The 14091-nt window shown below is 32.5% G+C and carries 7 protein-coding genes; 5 read left to right on the top strand and 2 right to left on the bottom strand.

Translation table 11 applies throughout. The features are described 5' to 3' along the window. Nucleotides 1-2205: 2205 nt before the first annotated feature. Nucleotides 2206-2472 (bottom strand): hypothetical protein, encoded by a 267-nt coding sequence (locus QZV12_RS10985; RefSeq protein ID WP_295621688.1) that lies wholly within the window; start codon nucleotides 2470-2472, stop codon nucleotides 2206-2208. Between the two features lie 978 nt (nucleotides 2473-3450). Here QZV12_RS10985 and QZV12_RS10980 point away from each other — a divergent pair. Continuing rightward, on the top strand, nucleotides 3451-3768 hold the full coding sequence (locus QZV12_RS10980) for a hypothetical protein (RefSeq protein ID WP_295621685.1): 318 nt from the start codon (nucleotides 3451-3453) through the stop codon (nucleotides 3766-3768). A 66-nt stretch (nucleotides 3769-3834) separates the two neighbouring features. Continuing rightward, entirely contained in the window at nucleotides 3835-4299 is a 465-nt protein-coding gene (locus tag QZV12_RS10975; protein ID WP_295621682.1) for a hypothetical protein, read from the top strand. Nucleotides 4300-4337: 38 nt separating this feature from the next. On the opposite strand, the gene QZV12_RS10970 is transcribed toward QZV12_RS10975, so the two are convergent. Beyond that, nucleotides 4338-4922 carry a hypothetical protein gene (locus QZV12_RS10970; RefSeq protein ID WP_295621678.1) on the bottom strand — a complete coding sequence of 195 codons (585 nt, stop codon included), beginning with the start codon at nucleotides 4920-4922 and terminating at the stop codon, nucleotides 4338-4340. Between the two features lie 1001 nt (nucleotides 4923-5923). On the opposite strand from QZV12_RS10970, the gene QZV12_RS10965 reads away from it, so the two are divergent. From QZV12_RS10965 to QZV12_RS10955, 3 genes are all read left to right on the top strand, one after another. After that, entirely contained in the window at nucleotides 5924-6523 is a 600-nt protein-coding gene (locus QZV12_RS10965) for a hypothetical protein (RefSeq protein ID WP_295621675.1), read from the top strand. 43 nt (nucleotides 6524-6566) lie between these two features. Continuing rightward, complete coding sequence (locus QZV12_RS10960) at nucleotides 6567-9149, top strand: right-handed parallel beta-helix repeat-containing protein (protein ID WP_295621672.1); 2583 nt, start codon at nucleotides 6567-6569, stop codon at nucleotides 9147-9149. Between the two features lie 143 nt (nucleotides 9150-9292). After that, nucleotides 9293-13966 (top strand): right-handed parallel beta-helix repeat-containing protein, encoded by a 4674-nt coding sequence (locus tag QZV12_RS10955; protein ID WP_295621669.1) that lies wholly within the window; start codon nucleotides 9293-9295, stop codon nucleotides 13964-13966. Nucleotides 13967-14091: the final 125 nt, after the last annotated feature.

The raw sequence follows: 14091 nt of genomic DNA, 5'->3' as shown, positions 1-14091 counted from the left end.
GGATCTATAAAATTCTTTTCATTATTTGATTTTATTTGATTTTTATTCTTAATGAAAATTAATTTGCTCTTATTTTTTTAAATAAATCTTTATTTGTTCTTATTTTTTATTTTAAAGATGCAAGTAAGCGAAAATCTTTATATATGTGTTGGAATATACTATTAGATAGGAATAAGTAATTATTCCTAGTCACAAAATTTTATTTTTCAAGTTTTCCTCATTGTTGATATAGAAAGAAAACAAAACCCAATTCCTTCTATATTAACCAAAGAAAATTCTACTATCTTTATCTGGTTTTTACAATTTTTAACAACTTTATCGTTTTTTGCTGATAATTTTTTGAATTATAGCATTGATCTATTTTTTTCTGGATATTTTTTTATTTTTTATATTGGATATTTTTCCTGGTATTTTTACGTTGATTATTTTTTCTGGATATTTTTTAATTTTTAACAACTTTATCGTTTTTTGCTGATAATTTTTTGAATTATAGCATTGATCTATTTTTTCTGGATATTTTTTTATTTTTTATATTGGATATTTTTTCAGGAGATTTTTTAATTTTTGAATTAGATCTATTTTTCAAATTTGGATATTTTTTTAAATTGGTCTAGCTTATGATTTTTTATTAAAATTCTCAATATTCATTTTTATTTTTTTAAATAACTTTCGTTTTGTCTTTATTTTCTAATTATAAGATGCAAGTAAGCACTTGCATGCGAAAATCTTTATATATGTGTTGGAATATACTATTAGATAGGAATAAGAAATTATTCCTAGTCGCAAAATTTTATTTTTCAAGTTTTCCTCATTGTTGATATACTAAGAAAACCAATTCCCCCCAAGAAATTTGTTTTCTTTGTATATCATCCAAAAAAAAACTTAACTATTTTTAACTGATTTTTACAAGTTTTAACAATTTTATGGCTTATTTTTTAGACTTTTTATTTTCAATAGTTATTTTATGATTATTTTATTAATTTCTTGATAATTTTATAATTTTTAAATTGAATCTATTTTTTCACATTGATCTTTAGAATAAATTTATTATTTGGAATTTCAAATTTTTACTGCTGCTGTTTTCTTCTTGAAGGAGATTTTTAAAACTAATAAATAATTTTTTTAATTAATCAGCTCATGATCTTTTTAAAAATTATTAGATTATTTAATTTTAATCGTTTTTTATTTGAAATGAACCAATATTCATTTTTATTTTTTTAAATAACTTTCGTTTTGTCTTTATTTTCTAATTATAAGATGCAAGTAAGCACTTGCAAGTTTTCCTCATTGTTGGTATACTAAGAAAACCAATTCCCCCCAAGAAATTTGTTTTCTTTGTATATCATCCAAACAATTTCTATTTTTAACTGATTTTCATTGAATTAATAATTTTATGGCTTATTTTTTAGACTTTTTATTTTTAATAGTTATTTTATGATTATTTTTTGGCTTATTTTTTAGACTTTTATTTTTAATAGTTATTTTATGATTATTTTATTAATTTCTTGATAATTTTATGGATCATTTTTTTGATTTTTTTGAGTATATTTTTTCGACTTTTTTCACTGATTTTTTGTGATATTTTTTCTCAATATCTGGATAATTTTATCAATCATTTATGTGATTTTTTTAAAGAATATTTTTTAATCAAAAATTATATTTTATCTACAATCACAATTTTTGAAGATATTTTTTATTTTTTGATTCATTTTTTAATGAAAATTTTAAGATTTTTTTCACAATTCAATTTTTTAGAATTTTTCAGGCCAAATTTAACAAATTATTTTATCTCTTCATTAACAGGTTTATATCTAAAATAAAGCTTGTAAATTGCTTATTTTACACTTTTTTTAGGTGATTTTTTCATGAAAATTTTGATATTTTATACTGCTTAAATTTATTTTTTAGTTAAATGAAGGGTAAATAAGTTGAATTATAAAAAATAAAACTTAATTGTTCTTATTTTTCAATTTTAAGATGCAAGTGAGCACTTACATGCGAAAACCTTTATATATGGTCTTCTATATAATAATAATTAGGAGAGATGAAATATCTCAAAAAAATCGAAAGGTAATTGGTATGAAAAAATCGCTTTAGTTTTTATAACATTATTTGTTTTAATAATCGGAATAAGTTGCGCATCTGCTGCAACTGTAAATCATGGTACTGGTAGTACTTTCAAAAAAGACTACCAAGGTAGTTTTGTTAAAAATGCTCACCTGCTGTTAAATCTGTTTCTAAAAAAGCTGCTGTAAAAAAAGTTACTAAAAAATCTAAAAAATCCAAAAAAGTAAAAAGTTCCAAAAAAGCTAAAAAGGTAACTAAAAAAGCTAAAGTATCTAAAAAGACTGCTAAAAAAGCTAAAAAGGTAACTAAAAAAGCTAAAGTATCTAAAAAGACTGCTAAAAAAGCTAAAAAGGTAACTAAAAAAGCTAACAAAAAAATTCCTTCAAGAGAAGCAGACAGAATCATTAACGGTTGGGATCCTAAAAAACATCAAGTGTCTTGCACAAGTCTTGGTGAAGGTTTATTCAGAGTCGTTTATGATGACGGTTACCACAGAATCATTGACTCCCATGGTAAAATCTTAACTTACGGTTACTAATTAAATCTCTATAATAAATCAAAAGAAAAAGAATTGTGAATTATACAAAAACGTAATTCACAATTTTTTTTTATTTTATGCTTTTCTCCTTATATTTTTAAACTTTTACTATTTTTCAATCTTTTTTGATTATAACTTATTTTTTTTTTTAATCTTATTATATCTTTATTTAATTTTGTTTAATTGGCCTTTATTAACCAAATTAAGGGTTTATAAAAAGATTAATATACTAAAAATTCAATACTTAATATTAGAAATAATAGTATACTATTGTTTTATAATAAGGGTTGGTTACAGTTATCCTGTAAATCATTTAGTTATCTTTTAAGAAGTATAGTTAAAATAATTATATGGGGGTAGAATTTAGCTAAAGTCGTTAATGGGATAATTTTCTAATAATTAGAAAATATTTGTTATTTGACTTATATTGTAGGGGTTGGTTATACTTATTAATTGGTCTTATGATCATTTGATAATTTGCTTTTTTTATATTTTTTTAATAATTACAAGAATTTTATTTCTTCAATTTTTTATATATTTAAAAATTTCAAAACAATTGAAATTCTCTAATTTTAATATTGTTTTAATCTTGTTATAATTTATTTATTCGCTTAAAGTTTACTATTTTATTAAAATATCTTATTAAAATTCTTATTTTTTAATTAAACTATCATATTGCTCTTATTTTTTAGAAAAAACTTATATATGTCCTTTTACAAATTTATTTTTACAAAAAATTGTAGGTGGATTATGACAATAAGCGAACATAACGATAAAGCATTTAAGATTTTAATTGATTCTACAATGGAAGAGTTCTTAAAGGGAATTGGAATTGAGAGGAAATAATGATTCCACTTCCTACAGAACTAATATCAACCGATTGCGTAAATAGGCGATTGGATTTTTGCGGATTATCTCGAAAATATGAAATTATAAATGTTGAATTTCAATCAACAGTACTAACTAAAGAGGTTGAGGTTAGATTTTTTGATTATGCATCATCATTATTTGTAAAGCATAAACTTCCAGTAAAAACCTATATTATAAGCACAGTTGAAGATAAAAGCCGTAAAATAGAAAAGTGGCATCATAATGATGTGTTTACTATTTATGTCATATCGTTAAAGGATAAAGACGGATTGGAAAGTTTAAATAGGATATAATCAAAAATAGAGAATAATGAAACCTTAAACAAACAAGATGCAGTGCAATTAATTGCAATTATTTTTATGAAATCAAATTTGAGCGAAAAAGAGTTGTTATTTAAAATAGCTAATTTAACCAATAATGCTGAATTTGATGTATACATATTAAAAGATAAAATAAAGGCAATTCAATTAATTTTAGGCGATAAATTGATTAAGGATGAAGATGAATTTAAAAGTTTAAAGGAGATTGTCAATATGGGATTTACTTATGAAACACATGTTCTTGAAAGAATCGCTGAAGGTGTTAGAAAAGAAACATTGGAAGAAGTTAGGGAAAAATATTTGGAAGAAGGACGATTGATTGGTCTGGATATGGGAGTGAAATTAGGTAAATATCAAGGTAGGGAAGAAGGAGATGAAAAAAGAGCTATTTTTGTTGCTAAATGGATGTTAGCTAAGGATATGTCTATTGATGAGATAAAAGAAGCTACAGGTTTGTCAATAGATAAAATCAATTCATTAAAAGAAGAATCTGATGATAGGTAAAAGATTATTAAAAAAAGTTAAGTACCAATCAGAATTGATCAGTACCCATAAGTTAATATATTGCCGTCCTTATCCACTATTCTAAAGTATCCGTCATCGTAGGTAATTCTTTGAGTTCCATCACCAAGGTCTTCACGGGAAACCTCATGTTCTGATGGATCCCATCCGTCTATTGCATCGTCTACTTTATTATCTGTTTTAAAGTCATTGGAATTGGTGCTGGATGTTTGAGTATTTCCACTAGATGCTTTTTTAACTGTTATATTTCCACTGATTCCTGATTCCTTATAGTTTTTGTTTCCATAATATTTGGCAATTAGGGAATAATCGTCAGCAGGGAGATCTTCCAGTTTGCATTCTCCATTTGAATTGGTTTTCAGCGTAAAGTTTTCAGTTATTCCATTTGAATGTGTTAGGTTTATTTCTATTCTTTGATTTCCAATGGCAGTTCCATTTCCATCATTAAGCTTCAATACTAAACTGCCTCCCTCATTCAGGACTGAACTGCTTGTCATGGTCATCACAGTTTTTTCCGATGGACTTGAATTGAACATTATGAACAATCCAACTGAAAGAAGAAGAACGATTGTTAGGCATATGACTATTATATCTCTTGTATTCATTTTACCCCCGACCAGTGATATGTAATTAGTATTATGTTTAATCTTGTTTTTTATTTTTTCTATTGTTGTGTTGTGTTTTTCTTTTTTTTTGTTTTTGGTTATTTTTTTTATTTTTTCTAGTGTGTTGTGTTTTTCTTTTTTTTGTTTTTGCTTATTTTTTATTTTTTCTATTTTTGTTTGAGCTATACATTTTTTTTGTTTTTTTAACTGTTTCATTAAAATTTACAATTTAAATACACTTTTACACTAAATCAATTAAATTAAAAACACATTAAAAAATTATATTTGTCTTAAAAATTGCTTTGACAGTAAAATATTTTAATGACTTAACATAAACTATAATATGTGATTTTTGTAATCTCTCAATTGAGAAAACATATCACTTTAGTTATCAAATCATGTTAAGAGCAATATAATCAAACGGTTATATTGCTCTTTTTTTTTAAGCTATTTTTTCAACATCATCATTATAATTTCATTCTTTTTTGATTTTTTTCAAATCTCATTAAACTTAATTTAATTAACTATTTCTTTAAGAATTCAATCTATTTCACGTTAAATTTTCTTTATATGTGATTTATTTAGATATTTTTCATTTATTTTGAAATACAACTATTTTCTAATCTTTTTTTCCAAAATCACTTAACTATGTTCAATATCATATATATTATTCAAATTAATTTAATAAAGTTTATATATTAATGTATATAGAATATATAGTGTATAAGGTATGTTGGATATTTTTTCAATTATACTTTATTATAAGGTTTTTTTAGCTGAGAACTTGAGAAAAAAATTACCCTAAAACTATATAATTGAGAAATTATTAAAACTATCAAACTATAAAACAAATAACGACTTATTATTTTTCCTTAAAATATATTAAAATGATTTGTCTCTTTAAATATTATTTGGAGAGATTAAAAGTCTTTTATTCGTATTTTAAAGATAAATCTCATTTTCTCGGCTTTAGGCCTTATTTGTGAAAATGAGGTGAAACTTTGCAAATGAAAAAGACTTTTCTGATTTTATTAGTATTATTATGTGTTGCAACTATGGCTGTGGCATCAGTTAGTGCAGCAGATGATACTGTATCTGATGATTCAGATGCACTTACTTTAGATAATAATGCTATTGATGATGTTAGTTCTGCAGAAAGTGATTTTTCGTCAGATAATCTAGCTATAGATGATGCAAGCCAATCTATATCTGATGATTCTGGAACTAATAATAAATCTGTTGGAGCCGCTCTTTTGGGGGATGGATCAACAATTTACGTTTCCAAAACAGGAGATGACTCTAACGATGGATTAAGTGAAGAGACTGCTGTAGCAACTGTTGCTAAAGGGTATGAACTTGCTAGCGATGGCGATACAATAAAAATCGGTGCAGGTACTTACGATCAATCCAGTGCAATTAACATAGAAAAAACAGTTAATTTTATAGGTACTGATGGAACTGTGCTCAATAGGGCAGGAAACGGAAATATATTTTCCCATACTGCCGCCAATACAATTACAATCAAAGGCATAGAATTTACATCCAACACAACCCCTTCCAATGCAATTATAAATATGGGAGGCCTGAATCTACAGACTTAATTGTAGAAGTAAGAGACAACAGCCTTCCAATGCAATTATAAATATGGGAGGCAGCGGTATCTTAACTCTTGAAGATTGTATATTCCATGATATAACATATACTGGTGCTAATGGTATTGTCAAGGTTTTCTATCAATCCAATCTAATAATGGACAACTGTGAATTCTATAATATCGATGGTGGGGCTAGAAATAACCAAATGTATATAAGCGTTCTTGGTTATGGTACTACAACAATTAAACACTCCTATTTCCATAACATTGCTCCTACCACTTTAGTTAGAGCAGTCATTTACTGTTCTTCTGCTGATGCTACCTTAAATATTGAGGACTGTGTTTTCAGTAAAATAAGTGGAGATATGTTTGCTGTAATTGATAAGACCAATGGTATTTTACATGTTAAAAACTGCTTATTCGAGGATAATGAATTGACTGGTACAAATGTAAGAGGTTTAGTCGGTTCTACTGGTTCAAACACCAAAGAAACCACTTTCACCGCTTGTACCTTCAACAACAATGATGTGAAATATGCTATTTATGATAAGGATGCTCCTTTCACAGTTGAATACTGTGGATTTATTTTAGGAGAAGGACAATATGCAATTGGTTCTGCAACCCCAGATACTGTAAATGCTCCTTACAACTTCTATGGTATTGATGTTGCTCCAAGTGAAGTGCTTGATAATGTAACCACCCCTAACTGGGTAATCATGCTTGCTGAAGCTAGTGCAGATACCGTAGCTGTTGGAGAAGACATTACAATCACTGCAGACTTCAGCAAATACGTTGAAAGTTACAGCTATGTCGGAGATGTGCCAGGTACTATGGCAAATATTCCTGCAAAATTTGTCAATGATGAAACCAAAGGAAGCATATCTGGCTTTTTATATGAAAACAATAAGGTTATTGTAACATACACTGGTGTAGCTGAAGGAGAAGATAGTGTAGCTGTAACTGCTGGTTCTGTAACAAAAACCATTCCTATTACTGTAATTGGATCTGGACCTGTTGCTGGCACTATTTACGTATCCAAAGACGGTTACGATGAAAATCCAGGTACTGAAGATGCTCCTGTAGCAAGCGTTGCAAAAGCCGTTGAGCTTGCAACTGCTGAAGGAGGCTCTGAAAAGATAATTGTCAACGAAGGAACCTATGTCGTAAAGGCAATCAACATTACCAGTGATTTGGAAATAAGCTCTGTTGGAGATGTTATCTTTGATGGTGATGGAGTCAAAACCTTTTTCATCAAATCTGGTTATGTAAGCATTTATAATATCACTTTTACAAATTGTTTAGATCAATACTCTGGTTCTGCACTTCGTATAAGTGGAGGACTTGTAGAAATTGATGGCTGTACCTTCATAAACAATGGTGGACCTAATGCAAGGGATTCCATAATCAACATTAAAAATGCAACTGTTGCAATCACCAACTCTAAATTTGAAGGCAATACTGCACATCCAACCAGTTCAAGCTACAGTGTAGTATATTCAAGCGATTCCATCTTATCTGTAGATAACTGTATTTTCAAAGACAATAAAATGAAATACGGTTCCATTTACATGACTGGTACCACTGCTACAATCAACAATACTCAATTCATTGGAATGAACACTGTATCCTCAATCGGAGGTACCGGTGGCGGATTATACTTAGGAGGTACATCTGCTTACCAATACTCTAACGGTACTGTAAGACCAGGTTCTCCATCAGTTGTTGCTGTTGTAAACTGTGACTTCATAAACAACACTGTAAATGGTGCAACTTATTATTCTGGTCAAGGTGCTGCGATTTACGTAAATAACAACGCTACCTTAATTGTTTCCAATTCCAGATTCATCAACAACACCTGTGCTGACAATACTGATGGTACAGTAACAGGTAAAGGAGGAGCTATTTATGCTTCTGCAGGTAATGTAAATGTATTTGATTCAATATTTGAAAACAATAAGACAAGTGAAGGTTCTGAAATCTACATGAGAGCACATGGCCCTGATGTAACTACCTTAAACAAATTAAACATTTCCAACTGTATCATAAGTGATGACGGTTCAAGTGTAATTGTCTCTAACTACACAAACGGTTCCCTTGTCGCTAACAGCAACTGGTGGGGAAGCAATGCTAACCCTGCAGACAAAGTGACTGAAGGAATCACTGTAGACAATTGGGTAATCATGAATGTTGAACCTACCTTAGTTGAAAACGCTTTGGTTGGAGACGCTATTGAAATCAATGTAGACTTTAAACATACCAACAGCACTGATGGAACTATTGCTAACTTGGAAGGCACATTGCCACAAGAGTTTACTGTATATGCTGGAATTGGATCCGGCACTATTTCAGACAGTCCTGTTGAAACTGAAGACTTGGCAGCTAAATTCATATACACTCCTGCACTTGCTGGTGAAACCACTGTAAACATATACACTGATGTTAACAACAATGTACCTGTATTAATCTATGCTACAGAGCCATACACCGGCCCTATCTATGTATCTAAAGATGGTGACGATGCTAATACCGGTGAAGAGGACAGCCCTGTTTCCACTATTGCAAAAGCTATTGAACTTGCAAATGCTGGATCTGGCCAAATCATCATTGGCGAAGGTACATACACTGAAACGTAAGATTTATATACTAGGAAAAACATAACATTAATAGAATCATTGGCGAAGGTACATACACTGAAACCGGATTTGCAGTCACTAAAGACTTAAGCATTACCGGTGATGGTGATGTTATAATTGATGGTGCTAATGTAAGCGCTAAAATGTTTACCATTAATGTTGGAGTAAACATCTTTGAATTAAGCAATGTTGCAATCACTGGCGCAAACAATAATTATGGTGCTGTATTATACAACACTGCTGCTGGCTCCACCGCTACATTAAGCAATGTTACCTTAACTGCTAATGTAACTGAAAGCGGATGGAGTTCCACTTCTGTACTTTACAATTCAAATGCAGACTTGATCATTAAGGATTCCACTATTGCAAATCATACTGTACGTGGATTAATCTATAACAGTGGCGGTAACCTAACAATAATCAACACAGCATTTGAAAACAACAATGCAAGCATGGACTCTAGCGCTATTATGGGTGCTATTTACAGCACTGGTGCTGTAAATGTAATTGTAGATAACTCCAGCTTTATCAATACTGCTTCAAGACAAGGGGCTATATATGTTACAGGTTCAGATTCCAATTTGACTGTAATTGACTCTAGCTTTGTAAACAGCAGTGCTGAAGTTGGTTCTGGTGCTGCATTACATGCTGAAGCTAATTTGATTGTAGACGCTTCAACCTTCATCAACAACAGTGCTGATAAGGATGGTGGAGCTATTTACGCATATAAAGGCGGAAGCATTACTCACTCCTACTTCGAAGGAGGCAAATCCAATCTTAACGAATACGGCGGCTATGGAGGAGACGAAATTGCTGTTTATGGAGATTTAACTCTTAACTACAATGCATTCGTTCATCCAGCTACAAGAGCTGTTCCTAATCTTGTTAAAGCAGGTTCCTCTGTTGAAGTTGATGCAAAATACAACTGGTGGGGAACTAATGAAGACCCTAACGCTTTAGTAAGCGGATTCACTGTTGACAATTGGGTATTAATGACTGTTAGCCCTGCTGTAATTGATGGAATGGAAGTTGATGATGTTCAAGCAATCACTGCAGAATTCACTTCCTACACTGATGGAACCAATGTAGCAGACTTAGCAGACAAAATCCCTGAAGTAACTGTAAGCGCAAGCAAAAACATAGGTACATTAGACCAAGAAAAAGTCGTTACAGTAGACAATGAAGCTGTATTCACATACACTGCAACTGCAGTAGGTGATGAAGTCCTTACCATCTCATCAAGCAATGCAGCTATTCCTATTAGCTTTACTGTAAGTGAATCTTACACAGGTCCTATCTATGTATCTAAAGACGGTTCTGATGAAAATGTCGGATCTGAAGATGCTCCTGTAGCAACTATTGCTAAAGCTGTAGAACTTGCAAATGCAGGCTCTGGCCAAGTGATCATTACTGAAGGTACTTACTACGAAAGCAACATAACTCTTGATGCTGAAAAATCCATTGCCATAACCGGTGAAGGAAATGTAGTCATTGATGCTGGAGAAAGCACTGACAGTACTTTCTATATGCATGGCGGAGAAGCTGCCTTCACAAATATTGCATTCACTGGAGGTAAACCTAACTATGATGGTGCAATACGTGTAAACGCTGCAAGAGGAGGCACTAACCGTAATATCATTGACATTAACTTAACTGTAGACAATTGTACATTCAAAGATTCCAAAACCACTTCAAGAGGTGGAGCAATCTATGCATGGTACACTAAAGGTAATATGGTCATCAAAGACTCTGAATTCAGCGGTATGAATACCTCTGGATGGGGTGGAGCAGTATGTGTAGGATATTCTGCATATGAAGGCTGCCTTAACTTTGAAGTCGTTAACTCCAGCTTCCATGACAATGCTGCAAACAATGGTGGAGCATTATATGTCTATGCTGATAAGATCACTATTGCAGACTCTACTTTCTACAACAACAATGCTACCTACAGTCCTGGTGCAATGTATCTATACAATGCTACTGCAACCATAGATAACTGTACCATATATGATAACCATGGTAAAAACACTGCAGCAGCTATTGAAATAGAAGCTGTAAGCAATCAGCCAATTGCTACATTAACCATTACCAACTCAGTAATTGAAAACAACACCGGAACAGATGCTTTAGCACCTGCAATCAATGTAGATAAGGCAACATTGGTTGTTTCATACTCTTCATTAGTAAATGACTTGTCCCTTAACACTGTAACTGCAACAGGTTACGATGCTGTATACGGCCAAGGAATTGCAATCGCAAACAACAACGGGTGGGGAACCAATGACCCAACAACTGCAGTAAACGGAACTAACATAACCATTGACAAATGGGTAATCATGAATGTTGAAGCAAACGCTACTGATGTTGTTGCTGGTGATGAAGTAAAATTAACTGTTGACTTTAATCATGTAAACACTACCGCTGGTGAAATTGAAGAATTAACTGGTGGAGTAATTCCTAAAGAATCATTCACTGTTGAATTTATAGCAGAAAACGGTACTGTAGCACCTGAAACCATAGAAGTTCCAAAAGGAGGCTCTGCTGATGCAATCTTTACTGCATCTCAACCTAATGCAGTTATCATTGCAACTTGCGATGATGCTACAGCTACCATAGTCTTTGAAGGAGAAATCCCTGAACCATACACTGGCATTGTATATGTATCTAAAGATGGTGACGATGCAAACAACGGTTCTGAAGATGCTCCTGTATCCACTATTGCAAAAGCAATTGAAATTGCTACTGCTGAGGCTGGATCTGGCCAAATCGTCATTAAGGAAGGTACCTACACTGGATCCGATTACCTAATCACTAAAGACTTAAGCATCACTGGTGAAGGAGATGTAGTGATTGACGGTGAAGGTCAAGGAAGATTATTCTACATGAACTATGGCGCTGAAGTCAATAAGTTTGCAATTGCAAATGTGGTTCTTACCGGTGCAAAACACAATTATGGTGCTGCTGTATATTCATTTGCAAAAGAAACTGAATTAGACAATGTAACCATAACAGGTAACCCTGGCGCTGGAGACTTAATCACTGTCTATGCTGATTTAACCATTAAGGACAGCGAAATCAGAGGCAACAATGGCGGAGATGTAATCCAAGCCTCTGGAGACGCTACAATTATCCTCAACAACACCTTATTTGCAGAAAATGAAGTCACTGCTTCAAGTTCTGATTATGGTATTGTATACATCTCTAGCGGCAAGACCAATTTAATTGTAGAGGGTTGCGACTTTGTCAACAACACTGCAAGACAAGGTACAATAGTTGGTAGTTATGATGCTAACATCACTGTGATAAACTCTACATTTGCAAGCAACAAAAACACCATATCCTATGGTGGTGCTATCCGTGCACAAAATAAATTGATTGTAACTGACTCTGTATTCATAGGCAACGAAGCATTCAGAGATGGTGGAGCTATTTATGTTGGCTTCAGAGGAGATGCAACCATTACAAAATCCCTTTTCCTCAACAATAATGCTGGAACCGGATACCATGGTGACGCTATCTACAATGGAAACAAAGCTACTGCAAACTACAATATATTCTTAGGCAACGGAACCAAATACGTTATCTTCAACGATGGTGAAGACAATGTTGTAAATGCTCAGTACAACTGGTGGGGAACCAATGATGATCCTAAAGACTTAAACGGCAAAGGCACTTACGAAGACGATTACTGGGAAGAAGTCGACTGTGCTGATGTCGATTCCTCTAATTGGATTATCATGAATGTTGAAGCTGATGTTGAAGATGTGGGAGTTGGAACAGAACTCCCTATTGCCGTTGACTTCAAACACTATCTCGATGCAGATGGAGAAGTTCAAGAATTAGCTGACAGCTTAGGTCAAGAATTGTCTGTAAGCTTTATCAGCGAAACTGGAGTTGTAGACCCTGTTGAAGCAATCACTATAGATCAAGTTGCTACTGCAAGCTACACTGTTGCTGACGGAACAAACAAAATCACTGTCAAATCCGACGATGCTAGTGTAGACATTGAATTTGAATCCGCTGCTCAATATGAAACTACTGTAACTGTTGTTGCTGACAATGTATGGATCGGCAACCCAGTGGATGTAAGCATATCTGTTGCTGATGCTGAAGGAAATCCTGTTGAAGGTACTGTAACCGTTAAGTTTGGTGATATGGGAGGAATAATTGAGTTAGATGGAGGATCTGCAACTTACACAATCCCTGCTGAGAAATTAGTCCCTGGTGAAAATACTGTAGAAGCAAGCTACAATGGTTTAGGCCAATACTTGCCTAGCGAAGGAACTGGCACATTTATGGTATTGGATGGTGTTGTAACTAAAGATACCTTCGAATACTACTTCGATGTTGAAAATAATGGCGTATTGTACCCTTATGTTCCTGAAGGAGCTACCCTTGACTTCCAAGGTGACTTCATTGGTGCATACACAACCAATATCAACAAACCTGTAAACATTGTAAGTACAACTGGCGATGCTTTCATTGAAACCAATAAAACCGGAAGCTTCAACATCGTTGAAGGAGGTTCTGGAACCAATGTAAGCGGACTTAAATTCCTCAACACTGCATTCTACATTACAACCGCACACAATGTTGTAATCGACAACATCAATATGGTTGCTAACATGTCTGGTGTAGGTTCAGGTACTGGATTCCTATCTATCAGATCCAACTCTTCCTATGTAACTGTCAAAAACAGCTACTTTGAAAACGGAGGAACCGGATCAAGCTGTGTAGTAATCGGAACCTCTAGCTATTGTACAATTGACAACAACATATTGAATGCAACCAAAAACAGCGGTAACATCCTCTACTAACAACCTATGTAGGAACTGGAAACACTCCATCTTACAACAACATTCAAACAACGTAATCGAAAGCCAAGTAAATAGTGGATTCTGTTATGCAATTGCTGTTATCGGTGGATACAACAATATTGAAA

Source organism: uncultured Methanobrevibacter sp., from assembly GCF_902769175.1.
GTDB lineage: Archaea > Methanobacteriota > Methanobacteria > Methanobacteriales > Methanobacteriaceae > Methanobrevibacter.
This window is presented reverse-complemented; position numbering and strand designations above follow the sequence as displayed.